The following is a 17,614-nucleotide window of genomic DNA, read 5'->3' as shown; positions in this document are numbered from 1 at the left end:
TTATGGAAATAAAAGAAATCAAGTTAAAAGATTGTAAGATAGATTCTGATTTTACAAAAGTAAATGAAAATACATATAGTTGTGTAAGTAAAGCTATTATAGGTGAAGAAAATCTTGAAAGTATTATCTATTTAGAATTAAGCAATGAACATTATGAATATATAAATAAGTTTAATTACAAAGAGCTCTTATTTAATTTAAAGGGAATAATTCAAATAAGAAAAAATAAAAAAGATATTCCATTCTTATTTTTTAAGGTGTCGTCAATAATTAATACTGAAGAAAGATTACAGAGTATAATAGAAAGAAAAAAAAGGTTAAAAGAAAAAGCATTAATGGATAATAATGCTACAAAGAAATCTTGTGAGATAATATATAAACCTAATTGGAGTGAATATATTCCTGGATTAAATGATAGCCTAATAGAAATGAAGATGGATAAAATTAAAATTATTAATAATATTCATGCTAAAAAATCTATTGTAGATTTAAATAAATCGATAGGAATAGTAGTAGTAAAAAAGATTGAAGATACTGATGAATATGAATTAATTATTGGATATTCAACTTTTGTTAAATGTAAGCTTTTAAATTTGCCAGCTAAAGTATATATCACTGAAAAAACAAGAGATGAGTTTATAAAATATATAAATAATATTCAATATGCAAAAGTAAATGAGATTAATGAATAAGTGATTGTATTTTAATTATTATAAAAAATAAAGATAAAGGTGGCTATATTAAAATAATATGGTCACTGTAGTATATATATTTATAAATCTTAAGAAAGGAAAATTAAAAAATGAAAATATTCAAGAATGACGATTTAGCTGTAGTTGAATTTTTAAAAGAAGCAAGAATTATAACAAGGCAGCTACAACTTATGAAAAATAATTTAGATAAAATTTCATCTGATAATTTGATAAAGATATTAAATATAAGTGAAATTATAGAGGAGCAATTTAAAGAATTAAAAAATGAAAGTGAAGGAGTTTTAACAAAAGATGGATGGAAATTGCATAAGTCTTTGTAAAATAAGAAATTGTAATACTTGCTCAAAAAAAATAGATGGATCTTGTAAAGGATGCTCTCTTTGTGATGTATCACTTTGTAAATGTAGCAAGGAAAAATTAAAAAGATGTTTAGTTAGGTGTCCACGAAAGTTAGGCACCTTTAATATTATTAAAGAAATTAAAGATGATAGAGTTTTATTACCTAATTCTTTTTATGATTTACCTGGATATATTCCAATTATGCCAGACAAGCTTAAAAGTAATTTTGACTTTTCAAAAGTAAATAATACTGTTGGAATACATGGAGAATTTTTATTATCGGCCAACGGAGAAAATATATCACCAATATACAATATGAAAGGATATATAAGAACTTTGAATTTACCCGAAGAAATAAATGGAATAGCTGAATTTTATATTAAAGATAGAGCTTTAGAAGGTTTTTGGGAAAATAGAAAGTTATTATATAAGCAACTTAAAAAACAAAATTTTAAAGCAATAATAACTCCAAATTTTTCACTTTATGAAGATGCTCCAAGATCTGAACACCTTTATAATATTCAACGGACTAAAAGAGTCTATAATGAAATGATCCAGGAAGGATTGCCAGCAGTATTAGATGTTATATGGGCTACAAATGAAGATTTAGAGTGTTGGATTAAAGAAATTAATAGAAGTAATATAAAAACTATAGCTTTCAGCTTTATGAACGTTGATACTAGATTAAAGGCAAGCAATGCCTGGAGACATTATTTGCTTGGATATAAAATTTTGATTTCAAGAATACCTAAAGACATAGAAATTATCATCGCAGGTATTTCTTCAATTCAAAGAGTTGTAGAAATCAAGAAAATAAGTGAAGATAGAAAAATTTCTATAATGCATCAAGCTGCTTGGGTTAATAGTAGAAAGGGGTTTTCAATAAAACACAAAAAACAATTAGATAGATCTATAACTAAAGATGAAATATTTAAAATGAATCTTGATTTTTATAATGAAGTTTATAAAGTGAAAAAAGAAAATATAAAAAATAATTTTTTATCAGAAGTAAACTAGTCTAAATTATTAACAAATAAATTCATAAATTAATATTTGAAGAATACGTTTCATGTATTAATTTGTGAAGCTATATAGTATATAAAATGTTATTTATAAATTATGTGTTAAAAAAATAAAAAAAGTGATATAATATAAATAAGAAAAGCATCGTACTGCTAATACGATGCTAGTCCTAGAACATTTTTAGCTTTTGGGCTATTGATGAAATTAAATTGATTTAATTAAGAAAATAAGCACACTATTATTCGGATGGGTGCTTTTTTTCTTTGCTATTAATTTTGATATTTAACCCTAATATTTTAACTTGAACTTCTAAAGAGAAATCCTTATTATGTTTCAATATCATTTTAATAAGAAATAATAATATAGATCCCACTATAATAATCTCTTGCATCGTCAATACCACCATCTTTTGCTTTTGATTGAATAAATATCAATAGCCAAGGTGGAAAAATGTACAAACCACCGTATCCCATCACATACGGTATAAAAACAATATAATTATAACATAAAATGAATATATTAGCAGATTAGTTTAACTAGTCTGTTTTTTTATTTTCATTTTTAGAAAAATACAAGTGATAAAGGAGAGAGAAATTATGCCAAAGAGAAGAAGTAATACAATATCAACGGAATCAAACTCAGGAACTGGAGCAATTGGAGCTTCAGGATCAGGAATGAGTCCTGGAGTAATTAATGATTTAGCCTCAAGAGTAAATAATAGATTAAGTGAAAGTATCGTTGTTGAAGGTGATTCAAGATCACGTGGAAGAAATGAAGAAATAAGAGTAACCTATGATGAAGAAGATGAAAGATATATAGTTGATTCTGCTAGTAATATAAGATACTTTGTAAGTAATGATGTAGACTCTTGTACATGTCCTGATTTTCAAAATAGAAATCGTACCTGCAGACATATGAATGCTGTAAATAATGCTATTGGACAAGCAGAACAAGAAATAAGAGATATGGAAGCTAATGAAGTAATGAGAGCTAGGATGCAACAAGATATAAGAGATGAAATACAAAGAAACCAGGAAGGCCCATCAACAGATGATGGCTTTTTTTATAGCGACAATTTAGATACATTTGACACAACATATGAGAATATTAATGATGATCTTATTAATTATGAATATGAAAATGTACTAAACGGTAATACAAGTACCTTTGGAGTTGAGCTAGAGTTTGTTGGTGGAAATGCAGATACAATAGCAAGTGAACTATATGATTTAGGAATTACTGCAGCTCCGTATAGATTGGGATATCACGCAAGAGTAAGCGATAATAGTAAATGGAAGTTAGAAAGAGATGGAAGTGTTTCTTCTGGAGGTCAAGGTGGAGAATTAGTATCTCCAATACTAAAAGATACTCCAGAAACATGGAGACAAATTGAAACAATATGCGAAGTTGCAAAAAGGCATGGAGCTAGAATAAATCAATCTTGTGGTGGACATGTTCACATAGGAATGAATAAACTCGATACTGCTCGCCAGCGTTGGAGACGATTCTTTAAGATAGTAGAAAACTATGAAGAATGCTTATATAAAGCTGCAGGAGGAGATTTAGGCCGAATAAGAAGCAACGCTTCTAATTATGCAACTAGCTTTAGTGAAAGAGCTGCAGAAGCTAATAGAATGGCTTTTAGACTGGAAAATGATAGTGATGTCATAGAAATGGCACAAAGAGTTAGTAGAATGAATAGGTACTATGGAATCAACTTAAAAAATATAGCAACAGATAGAGCTCCTACCGTTGAGTTTAGATATTTTAATGGATCTCTTAATCCGAAGCAGATCCAGGCAAACATAAAATTAGCTGCAGGAATAATAAATGCATCTGAAAAAGCAAGATGGAGAGATACTGAAGATGAAAATTATAAAAAGAGAGGGAAAATATTAAAAGACGCCAGGACTTCTTCAGGAACAAGAACAAAAGAAAAGATGATAGAGCTCCTAGATATAGCCTTCTCAAGAAAGAGAGATAAAGACATGATATTAAATGTTTTTAAGAAAAATGAATGGAGATAGTCAATAGAAATGTGTCCTGGAAAACAATAGATTTTCATTAATTTTCGAGTGAATTAATAGATAAATTGCTTAAAAATAGAAGTATCCCAGGACACTTTTATAAAAAGATGTTTTTAATAATTAATATTTGAAAGTTCATAATTTAATTATTGAACAAAAAAGTAAAATATGTTAAAATGTATTCATAAATTAAATTGTGAATGGAGTGATGGTATGGGTGAAGTGCAAAGATTAAAAGAACAAAATAAACGTCTTTTAAAAGATATAGAAGACTTGGAGGAACAATTACGTAGATCAGCTTACTATCAAGAAGGACATTATGCTATAGAAGCAGTTGAGAGAGGGCGTATTATAGAAAAACAAAAAAATGAAATTCAACAATTAAAAGATGAAATTCAACAATTAAAAGATGAAAACAAATTATTGAAAAGTACGAGAGGCCCTATAGATTTAAAGATTCACAATGAACGTGGAGCTGGAAGAAAATCAAGATTTACAATTCAAGAAAAAGAAACTATGAAGCTCTATCGTATTCAAGGTAAAACTATTAAAGAAATAGCTGAAATGTATTCTTGTTCAGTTGGATTAGTTCATAAAATAATTAATGAAAATGAATAGAATTCATAAATTAATAATTGAATAATAAAATACATTACATAAAATAATTTATGCAATCATTATTCATTAATTAATAAATGAAAGTATTTAAAGGAAGTGATGAATTTATGGTAACTAAAAATACGGATTGGGTAAGGGAAATAGAAAGCCTAGATAAAGCTAAAAGAAAATATGTTATTGAGTTTGAAGGAAAAATATACGAAGCAGATAATGAGCAAGATGTGCTTCATGTCATAGATGAGCCATATATAGATAGTGATGATAGATATGGTGCGACTTGTTGCTAATTGAAAAGATTAGCCTAAATTAGCAGATTAAATTCTGAAGTTTAGAACTGTTATTAAGAGTGAGTAGAATGATAGGGTAACGCCTTGAAATGCTCCCACTAATACTCCGAATAGCGCTTTAATGAGTAAACATTAAAGGGTTATAAGCTCGGTGAAGACGACTGAGAGTACACCGTAAGTTATAGAAATATAGCACGAAAAGCGAACTAGAGGTAGTCGAGTGTATGATAGGTCGGGTGTCTATAAAATACCTATGGTTAGGATTGTTCTTAATAAAGAACTGACGAAATTGGGAATATACGGGTCTAAATATCAAAATTCTAGAAATGGAATTAACACTAAAGTGTTGTAAGTGTAGATGAGTAAAAATCGTATCTATGAAAATCTATATAATGTTATAGGCATTATCAAGCTTACAGGCTCAAACCAATGGCCTAAAGGTATATGAAAAGATATTGATAACGGAACAAGGAAAGCTTAGAATACGAAGGTTTTACTACCAATGAAGTATTGATAAGGAAAGGCTTTAGCTATAACTTATCTTAATCTAAGTGAGAGTGGTGGCATAAAGCTATGAATTCAATGTAATGTTGATGGAGCAATAGCCACTAGACAATTTGACATCATCAAAATTAAATAGAAAATAAATTCAAGGTTCTTGTAAGACTAAAAGATGCGAAACTTTACAAAGGAGAAGTAGCAGACTTGAACGAAAATGTAGTATTAAAGAAAAGACAACTGCTAAGAAATAATGAATATTACTCAATGCAAAGCATACTTGATGATTTATATTATAAATCTAAGAAAGGATATATATTCGCACACCTAATGGAACTAATAAGTTCAAGAGAAAATATATTACTAGCTTATAGAAATATCAAAAAAAATAAAGGCTCTACAACAGTAGGTACTGATGGTAAAAATATAAGTGAGTATAGAAAAATGAATGAAACAGATTTTGTAAAGTATTTTCAAAATAAATTACAAAATTATTTCCCAAAAAGTGTACGAAGAGTTGAAATTCCTAAACCCAATGGGAAAACAAGACCATTAGGAATACCTTGTATGGACGATAGAATTATACAACAAAGTATAAAACAAATATTAGAACCAATTTGTGAAGCTAAATTTCATAATCACAGTTATGGCTTTAGACCTAATAGGTCTACTAAACATGCCATATCAAGATGTATGTCTTTAATAAATAGAGCGAAACTACATTATGTAGTTGCCATTGATATAAAAGGTTTCTTTGACAATGTAGACCACAGTAAGTTAAAGAAACAAATGTGGAATCTAGGCATACGAGACAAAAATCTAATAAGTGTAATTGGAAAAATATTAAAATCAGAAATACAAGGAAAAGGAGTTCCACATAAAGGAACCCCTCAAGGTGGAATAATAAGTCCCTTACTTTCAAACATTGTATTAAATGAATTAGATTGGTGGATTAGTAATCAATGGGAAACCTTTGAAACTAGACACGAATATAATAATAACAGATATAGAACTTTAAAAAGAACTCAAATGAAAGAAATGTTTTTTGTAAGATATGCAGATGACTTTAAAGTCTTCTGTAGAGACTATAAATCAGCACAAAAAATATTTACTGCAATTAGAATGTGGTTAAAGGAAAGATTAGGATTAGAAATTAGTCCTGAAAAGTCTAAAATAACTAATCTAAGAAAAAATTATACTGAGTTTCTTGGGTTCAAACTGAAAGTAATGTTAAAAAGTAAAAAATATGTATGTAAAAGCAATATGAGTGATAAAAGTAAAAAGAAAGTCATTAAAAATCTAAAAAATCAAATTAAAATTATAGGAAAAAATAGGAACAGTAAAGAAGTTAAAAAATTTAATTCTATAGTTTTAGGAATGCATAACTATTATAATTGTGCTTCACATATAAGCATAGATATGAAAGAAATTGATTTTTTAGTCAGAAAGAACTTATATAACAAATTAAGAAGAATTAGTACGAATAAGGCATTTAAATCTAAATCATACGAAAAGTTATATGGGAACTATAGAAGTAAAACAAGGACAATTCAAGGAGTTACCCTGTTTCCCATATATGGGTGCGTTAATAAACCACCAATGAATTTTAATCAGAGTATCTGTAATTATACTGAAGGAGGTAGAAAACTAATTCATAACAAATTAGGAGGCGTTGAATTCTTAATCGAATACCTGCTTAAAAATAGTTATGAAAAAGGTGATACCGAACTAGAGGATAATAAAATATCTCTGATAGCAGGGCAAAGAGGGAAATGCTATGTAACAGGTGACATCTTAGACCCAATAAATATGGAATGTCATCATAAAATCCCAAAAGAGCTAGGTGGAACAGATGAATATGCTAACCTAGTATGGCTATGCTACGAAGTTCATAAATTAGTACACAGTACTAATTTAGAAGTAATTAATAAATATTTACAAATTTTAAATTTAGATAAAAAATGTTTAAAACGTGTCAATTCTTTAAGAAAGTTAGTCGGAAATTTTACTATTTAATATATAAGATGGAGAAATTGTTGGAACGCCGTATGAGTACGAAAGTCTCATGTACGGTGTGAAGCGGGGGAAAATGCGGAGATAAAATCAAAACATTACCTATCGCTATTACAAATGATTATGAGAATAGATTTGGCAAGAGCGTTATCAATGTTTGCATTAATGTTTGATTTAAATGTAGAAGTTTATAATGGACCTGAAAAAGTAAGATCAAATTATGCTGTAGATAAAGATGAGCCTGATTATGAAGAAGACTATGAAGAGCCTGATATAATAATTGATGTAAAAGATGAATTAACTATGTTTTCAGGAATTAATAAAGTAGGGTATGCTAAAATATACAAAAGACTTGAAGATGGTAACTATGAATTATTTTAAAAGGTATGATATGGAGGTGATTGGATCTATATGTATTTGACTAAATTTACTGACTATTCATTTAGAGTTCTAATTTATTTAGCTAAGGATAAAAATAAAGTTTTTATAGTAGAGGATTTATCTAAAGAATTGAAAATATCAGAACATCATCTTAAAAAAATAATACATAAATTAGCTAAAACAGATTTAGTTGTATCGATGAAAGGTAGAGTAGGAGGTATAAAACTAGGATTAGAGCCTAGAGATATAAATTTAGGAGAAGTACTTAAGATAACAGAAAGTAATTTAAATATAGCTGAATGCTTTAATAAAGATAATTGCTGTCCATACATAAATCCTAACTGTAAACTTAAAGGAATAATGCAAGTAGCATTAGATGAATTTATAAATGAGTTTTCTAAATTTACATTAGCAGATTTGTTATAGTTATATGAAAAGGGGTTTTTATGAGATTAGATGGTCTTAAAGATTTTCATAATTCAATGAAAATAAATGATGTTAAAAGAAGTAAATTTATATTTACTTATAGCAATGTAGTTTTCGATGTTTTTTTCTTTACTGATGAAGTTCCTTATAAATTATGTATTGGAGTTATAGCTAGAAATTTTTATTTTGAATTGAACGTAATTAAGGGATATATAATTGATATAAATATTGGAGATAAATATTTAAAACTAATAGAAATATTAGGGTTAAAATATAATAAAGAGAATCCATTTAAAACAATATATTTTTTTAATGAATTAAATAAGAAGATACCTAAAAAAATAGATGTCAAAAATAAATGGAAACCGAGTGACTATGCAGTATACAAGAGAAATGTAGAAGAAGCAAACAAAATATATTTTTGTGGGTGGTTTGATGATGATAAGGTTAGCAAAAATGTAAGGAAAGAGAATTTAGAAAAAACTAAAGAAATATTAGGAACAGAAGCTTATTTAATGTGTAAGAAAAATAATATTAGTAGTAAATGGACTGATATTCCAAGTAAAGCTATAGAATATTATTTACCAAAGAGTAAAAATGATATTAGGAGATAAAAAAAGTCATATATATGTTATCCTCAAATAAATTACTTGCATCAATAAAAGGAATAAGCGTAGCTTTACTAAAGGTAATTGATGTTCATATGTAGTATCTAACAATGACTTAGAAAAGTATGTGAGATTATTAAAGAAAAACAATATTTCCTTTACTGATGAACAATATGAAGTAGCAGTAAATGAAATTAATGATGAAGATTTTTATAGGGAATAAAAAGGTACTATTTCGTAATCTTAGTTGCGAAATAGTACCTTTTAAAAATTTTGTTTAGAAATAGTAAACAATTAACTACTATTTTTCTATTATAACATAGTTTATAAATGGCTTGAATTCGTTAATTTTTATTTCTTCGTGAAATTTGAATTTAGCGCAATTGAAAAGCCGATGATCATAGATCATTGACTTTTGTTATTCATTAAAATAACCTTTAGCGAAATGTTCAATAATTAAATTATGAAGAGTGAGTTTTGAAATTCATAAATTAATTATTAAAAATAAAACGATAGTATGTTAAACTTTATTCATAAATTAATTTGTGAAGGGGTTATATGCATGAATCAAATTCAAAAATTAAAAGATGAAAATAAAAAGCTTTTAGAAAAAATAACGGAACTAGAAAATGCATTGCATAATTCAGCCTACTATAAGGAAGGGGATTATGCAGTAGAAGCAGTTAAAAGAGGAAAGGTTATAGAAAAGCAAGAAAAAGAAATTCAGAAATTAAAAAGTGAAATTCAAAAATTAAAAAATGAAAACAAATCATTAAAAGGTAGTAATGCAGCATCAGATAAAAAAACACATAATGAACGTGGAGCTGGAAGAAAAGAAAGATTTTTAAATCAGGAAAAAGAAATGATGAAAATGTATCGTATTCAAGGAAAAACAATCAAAGAAATAGCTGAAATGTATAAATGCTCTGTAGGGCTGATTCATAAAATAATTAATGAATAATATATTTACTTTCAATTTAACGAAATTATTAAAATTAAATGCTATAATATTATGTGAATTAGGGGAAGATATAATAAATTTTAATATTACAGATTTTTTAGTATTACCATTAGTAATAGGTTAACATATGCCATGTTAAAACAAGAGTTTAAAATCATTATAGAAGGAAATATAATAACAATATAAGTTAACTACTAACTAGTAAAAAAAATATATATTGTTAAATTTTCAAGAATATTTAACATCATCACATTAGAAAAACACAGTCAATTTTGACTGTGTTTTATACTAATATTTCTTTTGAAGATTATGAACCTCCCAAAAGACTCCAGCAGAAACAGAAACAGAAACAAGAAGAATAACAAGAAGTAAAACAACCTCCACCAGTACCTGGTTCATTTTTCATTGGAACTATTATTGGTGCCTCATACATAAGTAATCACTCCCCTCTATAGATTTATTTATAATTAAAATACTTAGAGTATTTTAACAATCATTATAAAATTATCTATAATCTTATGATATTTTTTGAAAGATTTATTAAATCTTTGTTATGACTGATTATAATAATTATTTTGTTAGAGCATTCAAACTTTAAATACTTTTTAAATTCTAACAATGAATCTTGATCCAGGAAAGTATCTGGTTCATCAAAAATAAGTAAATCGCTATTTTTTGAAATGGCTCTATTTAGTATTATTTTTCTTTTTTCTCCTCCAGACAATGAAGCTGAATTGAATTGTTTATTGTTTAAATTTTCTAATTTAAACAAATTATTAATAGGTCTTTCAAACTTTAAATTTATATTATCTTCAAGTGAGGATTCTAGTATGATAGTTTCCTGACTAGCATATGAAATTTTATTAGTTCTTAAAAATTTCATATCTAAATCCTTTTTATTAATAGAATTTATATATATATCTCCTGAATAATTATCAAGTAATCCTAAAATAACATCTATTAAGGTGCTTTTTCCGACCCCATTTGGGCCAGTTATTAAATAAATATTTCCTTTATTAAATTCATAAGAAAAATTGTTCAGTAATTTAGTTTCTGGAAATTGTATATTTATGTTTCTTAAAGATATGTGATCTATAGTATCTAAAATTTTATTTCCATTTGGTTCACTTGAAAGATTAATCAACTCGTTTATTCTATCCAAAGCAACATTGTAACTTTGAATATTTTTACCATAGCTTAATATGCTGGTTATATTTTTAGATAGCTCACCATAATATGAAAAGGCTATAATAAAATTTCCTACTGTTAACTTATTATCTATAATTTGATATAAAAAGAATGTCATTAATAAAACTGTTGATAATATATTAACTAATCCTCCTAAAAAGGAATAGTTACTATTAGTTTTAGCTGACTTAGAAATTTTTTTAAGAAGAAAATTAAAATTTTCTTCTATATCATTTAACATCAAAGAAAATATATTTTCTCGTTTAACTAGATTAAGTTTATCAAACCAATTAATTTCTATATTAAATTGGCTATTAACGGATTCCATTGACTCTATCTCTCTTTTATAAATTTTTTTATATGAAATAGAATATACTATTACGTTTAATATAATTAATATAATAATAATTAATAAAGATAATGGGTTAATTGATATAATTATAGCCGACATTATAATTACATTTAATATATTTATATAGAATGATGGTTTTAAATTTAGAAAAAATTCTGAGCATATTGATGAATCTTTATTTATCCTATCTACAATATAGCTTGGACTATATTTTTTTAAATATATTAACTTTTTATCTAGTAAAATATTATAGATTTTATTTTTTATTTCATAACTTATTTTAGAGCTATAGATTTTAAATAAAATATTATATATATAATATAAAAAGTTAATAAGTAATATAGATAAACTACTTGCAAGTATTAGCTTTATAGCCAATGAATAATTTGAAGCAGCTATTTGATCAACCATTTTTCCCATGAAAAATGTAGATATAACATTCTGCAATTGAATAGATAAATATAGCACAAAAATAATAATAAATATTTTAAATTTCTTTTTGAAGATTTCAATTAAAAAATCATCTTTTTTGTATATACTCATATAGATTCACCTAATATCATTTTCATAGAAATTAGATGATTTAAGAATCTTTCAACATCTTCTTTTGCAGAATTATAGTCTTCTGATGTATTAAAGTTAAATTCATTTAAAAATATTTTAATGCAATCAGATTTTGATAAATTTTTATTTGCATGAATAATATTAAGTATTTTTAGGCCTATCATATTAGAAAAACAAATATTATTTCCGTTAAAAAGTAAGATTTTATCTTCTTCAGTTCTAAATTTACAGTTAACAACTAACATATAAATTTTCCTCCTTCTTTATATAAGGGTCATTTATTGATATAAATCCATTTTCATAAGTTGAAAATGATTTACATCCTCCACTACATATATGAAACTCTTCACAGGACTTACAAGATTCTTTTATATATATATCATTTTTTATATTAGAAATAACCTTATTCTTGTCCCAAATATTTTTAAGTCCTTCATTTAAAATTGACCCACAATTAATTCTTAATGATGGGCAAGGGAAAATATTTCCTTCACAATCAATAGTCAACCAAGTTTTTGCACAATCGCAAGGAGTTAATATATCTAGAATATTTATTATGTCAATATCTTTTTCAATAGAGCATAGAGGAACCGTATTTGCTATTTTTATATTTAATTTATTTTTATACTTTATTAATGTACGTAGTGTATCATTAAATTCTTTTAATGATACACTACATTTATCTAATATATTGGATGAATTGTGAATATATCTAGTTACACTAAATCCTACAACATTTAAATCTAGTGCTAACTTTAGAATACTTTCCAAGTCATGAACATTTTGCTTAACAATAGGAGTATTAGTGAAAATCTTTATATTATTTTCATTACATTTCTTTATTGAATTTATAATTTTTTCAAATGCTCCAGTATGATTTACTATATTATCATGAATCTTAGAATTTGATCCAAGTAATGAAATTTGAATATGAGATAATCCTAAGTTAGATAACTCAGTAATTTTATTTTCTAGTAGTATTCCATTAGTGATAATACCAACTGTCATGTCTTGTTTTTTTATGTATTCAATTATTTTAGGAAGATCCTTATTTAATAAGCATTCTCCTCCAGTTATTGTAACTCCAAAAACTTCATTTCTTTTAAGCTCATCTATTATCTTTATAGCATTTTCTAAACTCATATATTTACTTTTTTGAGTTATAGTATCGTTATAACAAAATATACAACGATTATTACAATTATTTGTAACTTCCATTTCTACAACGAGTGGGGATTTAATTTTTAACAATTCATTCATCATATATACCTCCAAATAATATTAAAAAAAATATGAATATATAATATGCATTAATAAAAATATACATTTTTGTTAATATAATATATATATTAACAAAAATGTATATTTTTTTCAATAAAAGTTTAAGCAAAATACATTTTTTAATTTTTACAATTAGTTATTCATATTTAATAAAATTCATTATAAAAATTAAATGCTTTTACAATGAGTTTTATTATTATAAAATATATGTAAATAAATAATATAATTACTAAATTAAATAAATCGTTAATATTTACATATGCTATTAATAAAAAATCCATATAAATAAATATATAGATTAAAGTTAGTATAACTTTAATCTATATAAACTTGTTTTCGGTCTATTACATTCTAAAGAATGCAATTGCCATGAAAATTTTTGCTTTACGCAAAAACAAGCCAATCAAAGATTGGTTTTAATGGCTACGACTCGAAAACAAGTTAATCCCAATTTGAATAGTTATACAATGAAATAGCCTAATTTCTGAAATGCAAAAGGGTAATTTTAAAATATCAATAGGTTTATCCACAGAATTGCTGTTTTTATATGTAGAAATTGTATAATCTTATAATAAATATACAGGAGGTATATAATGTCATTTCTTATAAATAATCACCTGAAGGAAGGCTATAGTGATTATAATTTATTATTCTTAAAAAAATATCACCAAGAACTTAATTTAAATAATAAAATACTGGATGTTGGATGTGGTCATTATAGGAATTTATACTTCTTTTATAAATTAGGTTTTAAAAATTTATATGGTATTGATAAACTGGATCCTAAGCCTAGTATTAAACCTAATAAATTTAATGTTAATTTCATAAAGCATGATATAAATTATGGATTGCCTAATGAAGATAAAGAATTTGATATAGTACTTTGCAACTTTGTATTAATGTTCATATCTCCAGATAGGCTCAAATTCGTTTTATATGAGCTTTTACGTGTTACAAAGGCTTTTTGTATTATAGAAACTCAAAAACTGTTCTATGAAGCTAAAAACGGGCAAATTAAGCCATATGAATTTAAATGTATAGTTGAAACTATAGAAAACAGTAAAGAATTCGAAATACTTGATAAGAAAATTTATAAAGAAAAGCTTATTATAAGGAGGCTTGCTAATGACTAGAGGAAGAAAGGCATCAACTGTAAAAGTTGTTACTGGAAGAGATAGAGATCTTATTAAGCAGCTTAGTAAGACTGGATTATGTAATTCAAGTCAAGCTAAGGAGTATTGTGGCATTAGTATGGATAGACTTAAAAAACTAGAGAAAAGTGGATATATAAAAACTTCCGAACATATTGTTCGGGGCGAAAACAACCTTATAATTCAGCTTGATAAGATGGGGAAGGACTACTGTAGGCAAGAATTTGGAATTACAAGTTTTTGTGCTGCACAAACCAATCATCTTGAACATGATATTAAACTTACAGAAGTTTATCATAAACTAGATACTAATATTCAAGATACCTGGAAGCATGAAAGAGAATTAATAGATAGGTATTATGAAATGTATCCCGATAAAGCTGGAGAACTTAAGACTTGCATTGATGCTGCAATTGAAGTTAATGGAGAATTAATTGCAATTGAAAGTGTTGGTTCTAGTTATACTGGAGTTGAAATTGAACTTAAGCAAGAAATAGCAACTAGTCTTGGTTGCTCAAGAATGGAGTGCTTTTAATGAAGGCTATAGTAAGAGATGATATTATTTCCTTAGATAGTTTTGTAGCTGCCGAATTTAAGTATAAACCTTATTTAGAGATGATAATGAAAGCAGGAAATTACTGTTTTCTAGATCAATTTAAAAAGCTTATACCTAGTGGACAAACCATAGTTAATGGAATGATAGAAAACAATCTAATAGGCATGGAAAATATAAATAAAAACTATAAATACATCTATCTTTCTGATACTGCAATGAAATACTTATATTTAAGAGATAGTGAAGAAGATTTCTCAAAGGTTAAAAAGAATAGAATAAGTGTAAAAAAGGTTGAGAAAAATCCAACAGAGAAGCAATTACTATCTTCTGCATATAAGTTCCATTTACTAACGCAAGGTGAAGAGTTAATTGATAAAGAATCTATTATGAAATCCCTGGAGGATATTGTTTTTATTAAAAATCATAATGGAAGTACTGAAATATATAATAACTGGTATAAAAAAACTGAGGAAAAAATAAAAAATTTAAAATTTGAAATTGAAACATTAAAAAATGAAAAAGAGAAATTCGCAGATAATATAAATAAAATTAATAATGGGATAGATCTTTTAAGTTCATCTAAAGAATATAATGAATATCTTACCTTAGATACAAAATACAATAGTTTTAAAGATGAATTAAATGAAAAATCTCAAAAAATTTTAAAACCTGGAATCAAAGAATTGAATTTAGAAATTGAGTACTTAAAAAAACTTAGAAGTTCAGCTTATAAAAACTTTTTAATCAAAAATTCAGCAATGGTTAACATAAATAATATATTAAAAGATTTTAAAGAAAAAATATCTAATATTGAAAATGAACTTCTTAAAACTGAAAAAACATTTAATAAAATAAATACCTCAGTAAATGAAATAACACTTCCTAAGATTAAAGAAGTTCAAAAAGTATTTGAGAATTTATATAACATATCAAAAGTTATAGCTAGAATCAAAGATAAGACCTTAGAATTTATTATTTTTGATACAGGAAACTTTAAAGCAGCATACGGATATTTAAAACAAATAAATTCAATAAATGCATTAGATCTTGAATTTGAAAGAATAAAGATAATTATATATAGCTATGCAGAGCATAGGGCCTATAACTTATACAATGAATTTATAAAAGCTAAAGAAGCCAAAGTAAAGGCTCAAAGAACAATGCAAAATTTTAATTTACACACTGATAATGCTTCTAACAAATCTGATTTTTATATAGCTGCTCAAAGAATATATGACACTACTCCTGAATTTGAAGTTGAAACTAGAAATTATTTCTTTTATATGAAAAAGTATATGGAGTTTATATCTAGTAGTAGTAAATCTATTAAAAGAAAAGATAAAGAAGCCATTGATAACTTAATTAAGAGATTAAAATCTAATTAATTATATAAAAATATAGGCTATTTTCTATGTCTAATGAAAATTTCTAAAATATAGTAATTTCAATATCTCAGGTACGTAAATGTATTAGTTTATTTATATCTTCTGACAAATAAAAAAATCCTTATACTCATTTTTAATATTTGAGTATAAGGATTTTTTTATTGATCCCATCCTAAAAGCTTCTTTTCAAGATCATCATAATCATAATCTCGACCCTTAAAATTATTAAATTTAAGTTGCTTTGCTGTTTTTATTGGCTTTTCATAATTTTCAGCAGTAGTTTTAAACCAACCTACTAATCCATTCCTTACATTTTGTGTTAGAGAATAATATGCTACTTCCTCTATTAACTCTAATGTCTTATTAGCATAACCTTTATGTTTACTTGCAGCTTTATAAATTTCATTTGCTGATTTATCACTTATATTTTTATTACATACACGCTTTATTATATTTTTTACTTTTGAAATTATATCATCTTGAATATCTTCTTCAATTGTTGCTGATACCTCATCTATAGCCTGAATACTATTAATTTTAGTTGTATTCTTAGCTTTATTTGAGTGAATATAAAATTTTATTGAAGTTACTTTTCTACCTGTTTTTATTTCTTCAAAATCAAATTTTATATCTGTTTTTTCTTTAAGTTCCTTTTGAGCTTGTATTATAATTCTATTTTTAATATTTTGATATACCGAATAAGACTTTTCAGTTACTCCAAGTATTTTTTTAAATTCGTCCAATTCAACTATCCAATACTTTTTAAATTGATTAGACTTTAAAACTTCAAATAATCTTAATGAATATTTACTTCTTAAAGATAGAATATTTTCTAACTTATAACTAGTATAAAGCTCTTTAAGTTGCAACATATATGGTTTTAGAGAAGAGTCAAATTTTAATACAACTACTCCATTACCAGTTTTATATCTAGCTGAACTTAGCCATGATAATTGTACAATATCTTTTCCTTCTCTTATTTCAAATACTTTTTTCATAAGTTCCTTTGTTATTTTAGGAATTTCAGTATATTTTGTTTTTGTATCTACACCTAACAACTCCATAAACTCTTTTATCTTAAATTCATATTCTTTAAATTCCTCATCATTTGGTTGAACCATACTTGCAAGAGTAAGTATTAACTTTTGCTCTTGTAAACTCAAATCATAATTTGCAGTTACTAATGTATTGGATTTAGTTACTATATAATCCTTATTCATAAAATCCCCCCTGATGAATATAT

The 17,614-nt window shown here is 25.8% G+C and carries 20 protein-coding genes; 14 read left to right on the top strand and 6 right to left on the bottom strand.

Annotation, left to right across the window (positions count from 1 at the left end; translation table 11 throughout):
* Positions 1-2 precede the first annotated feature (2 nt).
* The 3 genes from ACQRD5_RS08405 to ACQRD5_RS08395 all read left to right on the top strand — a co-directional run bounded on the left by ACQRD5_RS08405 (position 3) and on the right by ACQRD5_RS08395 (position 2,069).
* The gene (locus ACQRD5_RS08405) at positions 3-692 is read left to right on the top strand and encodes a hypothetical protein (RefSeq protein WP_427746702.1); all 690 of its coding nucleotides are present in this window, start codon (positions 3-5) and stop codon (positions 690-692) included.
* A 110-nt stretch (positions 693-802) separates the two neighbouring features.
* Positions 803-1,033, top strand: a complete 231-nt coding sequence (locus ACQRD5_RS08400; protein WP_427746701.1) for a hypothetical protein — start codon at positions 803-805, stop codon at positions 1,031-1,033.
* Positions 1,005-2,069 carry a DUF4417 domain-containing protein gene (locus tag ACQRD5_RS08395; protein ID WP_427746699.1) on the top strand — a complete coding sequence of 355 codons (1,065 nt, stop codon included), beginning with the start codon at positions 1,005-1,007 and terminating at the stop codon, positions 2,067-2,069. Before ACQRD5_RS08400 ends, ACQRD5_RS08395 begins: the two co-directional genes overlap by 29 nt.
* A 244-nt stretch (positions 2,070-2,313) precedes the next feature.
* On the opposite strand, the gene ACQRD5_RS08390 is transcribed toward ACQRD5_RS08395, so the two are convergent.
* Positions 2,314-2,466: a hypothetical protein gene (locus ACQRD5_RS08390; protein ID WP_427746698.1), complete on the bottom strand. Its 153-nt coding sequence runs from the start codon at positions 2,464-2,466 to the stop codon at positions 2,314-2,316.
* Between the two features lie 205 nt (positions 2,467-2,671).
* On the opposite strand from ACQRD5_RS08390, the gene ACQRD5_RS08385 reads away from it, so the two are divergent.
* The 8 genes from ACQRD5_RS08385 (at position 2,672) to ACQRD5_RS08350 (ending at position 9,894) form a co-directional block, all read left to right on the top strand.
* Positions 2,672-4,102: an amidoligase family protein gene (locus tag ACQRD5_RS08385; protein ID WP_427746697.1), complete on the top strand. Its 1,431-nt coding sequence runs from the start codon at positions 2,672-2,674 to the stop codon at positions 4,100-4,102.
* Between the two features lie 168 nt (positions 4,103-4,270).
* Positions 4,271-4,720 carry a hypothetical protein gene (locus ACQRD5_RS08380; protein ID WP_427746696.1) on the top strand — a complete coding sequence of 150 codons (450 nt, stop codon included), beginning with the start codon at positions 4,271-4,273 and terminating at the stop codon, positions 4,718-4,720.
* A 77-nt stretch (positions 4,721-4,797) separates the two neighbouring features.
* Positions 4,798-5,007 (top strand): hypothetical protein, encoded by a 210-nt coding sequence (locus ACQRD5_RS08375; protein ID WP_427746695.1) that lies wholly within the window; start codon positions 4,798-4,800, stop codon positions 5,005-5,007.
* A 705-nt stretch (positions 5,008-5,712) separates the two neighbouring features.
* Positions 5,713-7,521, top strand: coding sequence for a group II intron reverse transcriptase/maturase (gene ltrA / locus ACQRD5_RS08370; RefSeq protein ID WP_427746694.1), 1,809 nt, complete (start codon positions 5,713-5,715; stop codon positions 7,519-7,521).
* Positions 7,522-7,635: 114 nt separating this feature from the next.
* Entirely contained in the window at positions 7,636-7,899 is a 264-nt protein-coding gene (locus ACQRD5_RS08365) for a hypothetical protein (protein WP_427746693.1), read from the top strand.
* 30 nt (positions 7,900-7,929) lie between these two features.
* Positions 7,930-8,325 (top strand): RrF2 family transcriptional regulator, encoded by a 396-nt coding sequence (locus tag ACQRD5_RS08360; RefSeq protein WP_427746692.1) that lies wholly within the window; start codon positions 7,930-7,932, stop codon positions 8,323-8,325.
* Between the two features lie 20 nt (positions 8,326-8,345).
* Positions 8,346-8,939 (top strand): DUF6037 family protein, encoded by a 594-nt coding sequence (locus ACQRD5_RS08355; protein WP_427746691.1) that lies wholly within the window; start codon positions 8,346-8,348, stop codon positions 8,937-8,939.
* Positions 8,940-9,495: 556 nt separating this feature from the next.
* The gene (locus tag ACQRD5_RS08350; RefSeq protein WP_427746690.1) at positions 9,496-9,894 is read left to right on the top strand and encodes a hypothetical protein; all 399 of its coding nucleotides are present in this window, start codon (positions 9,496-9,498) and stop codon (positions 9,892-9,894) included.
* A 307-nt stretch (positions 9,895-10,201) separates the two neighbouring features.
* Here the strand turns inward: ACQRD5_RS08350 and ACQRD5_RS08345 are convergent, their stop codons facing one another.
* The 4 genes from ACQRD5_RS08345 to ACQRD5_RS08330 all read right to left on the bottom strand — a co-directional run bounded on the left by ACQRD5_RS08345 (position 10,202) and on the right by ACQRD5_RS08330 (position 13,261).
* Entirely contained in the window at positions 10,202-10,327 is a 126-nt protein-coding gene (locus ACQRD5_RS08345; RefSeq protein ID WP_427746689.1) for a hypothetical protein, read from the bottom strand.
* 75 nt (positions 10,328-10,402) lie between these two features.
* Positions 10,403-11,977: an ATP-binding cassette domain-containing protein gene (locus tag ACQRD5_RS08340; protein ID WP_427746688.1), complete on the bottom strand. Its 1,575-nt coding sequence runs from the start codon at positions 11,975-11,977 to the stop codon at positions 10,403-10,405.
* Positions 11,974-12,243, bottom strand: a complete 270-nt coding sequence (locus ACQRD5_RS08335) for a hypothetical protein (protein ID WP_427746687.1) — start codon at positions 12,241-12,243, stop codon at positions 11,974-11,976. Before ACQRD5_RS08335 ends, ACQRD5_RS08340 begins: the two co-directional genes overlap by 4 nt.
* A complete protein-coding gene (locus ACQRD5_RS08330) occupies positions 12,230-13,261 on the bottom strand; it encodes a radical SAM/SPASM domain-containing protein (protein ID WP_427746686.1) in 1,032 nt (343 codons plus the stop codon). The genes ACQRD5_RS08335 and ACQRD5_RS08330 overlap by 14 nt, the downstream gene beginning before the upstream one ends.
* A 611-nt stretch (positions 13,262-13,872) precedes the next feature.
* On the opposite strand from ACQRD5_RS08330, the gene ACQRD5_RS08325 reads away from it, so the two are divergent.
* Genes ACQRD5_RS08325 through ACQRD5_RS08315 form a run of 3 tightly spaced genes read left to right on the top strand, consistent with a single transcriptional unit; the run spans position 13,873 to position 16,371 of the window.
* The gene (locus ACQRD5_RS08325; RefSeq protein WP_427746685.1) at positions 13,873-14,412 is read left to right on the top strand and encodes a class I SAM-dependent methyltransferase; all 540 of its coding nucleotides are present in this window, start codon (positions 13,873-13,875) and stop codon (positions 14,410-14,412) included.
* Positions 14,405-14,965: a hypothetical protein gene (locus ACQRD5_RS08320; RefSeq protein ID WP_427746684.1), complete on the top strand. Its 561-nt coding sequence runs from the start codon at positions 14,405-14,407 to the stop codon at positions 14,963-14,965. Before ACQRD5_RS08325 ends, ACQRD5_RS08320 begins: the two co-directional genes overlap by 8 nt.
* Positions 14,965-16,371, top strand: coding sequence for a hypothetical protein (locus tag ACQRD5_RS08315; protein ID WP_427746683.1), 1,407 nt, complete (start codon positions 14,965-14,967; stop codon positions 16,369-16,371). Before ACQRD5_RS08320 ends, ACQRD5_RS08315 begins: the two co-directional genes overlap by 1 nt.
* A 158-nt stretch (positions 16,372-16,529) precedes the next feature.
* Here the strand turns inward: ACQRD5_RS08315 and ACQRD5_RS08310 are convergent, their stop codons facing one another.
* The gene (locus ACQRD5_RS08310) at positions 16,530-17,591 is read right to left on the bottom strand and encodes a replication initiation protein (RefSeq protein ID WP_427746682.1); all 1,062 of its coding nucleotides are present in this window, start codon (positions 17,589-17,591) and stop codon (positions 16,530-16,532) included.
* Between the last annotated feature and the right edge of the window lie 23 nt (positions 17,592-17,614).

Source organism: Clostridium sp. SGI.024 (assembly GCF_050315195.1).
Lineage (GTDB): Bacteria > Bacillota > Clostridia > Clostridiales > Clostridiaceae > Clostridium.
This window is presented reverse-complemented; position numbering and strand designations above follow the sequence as displayed.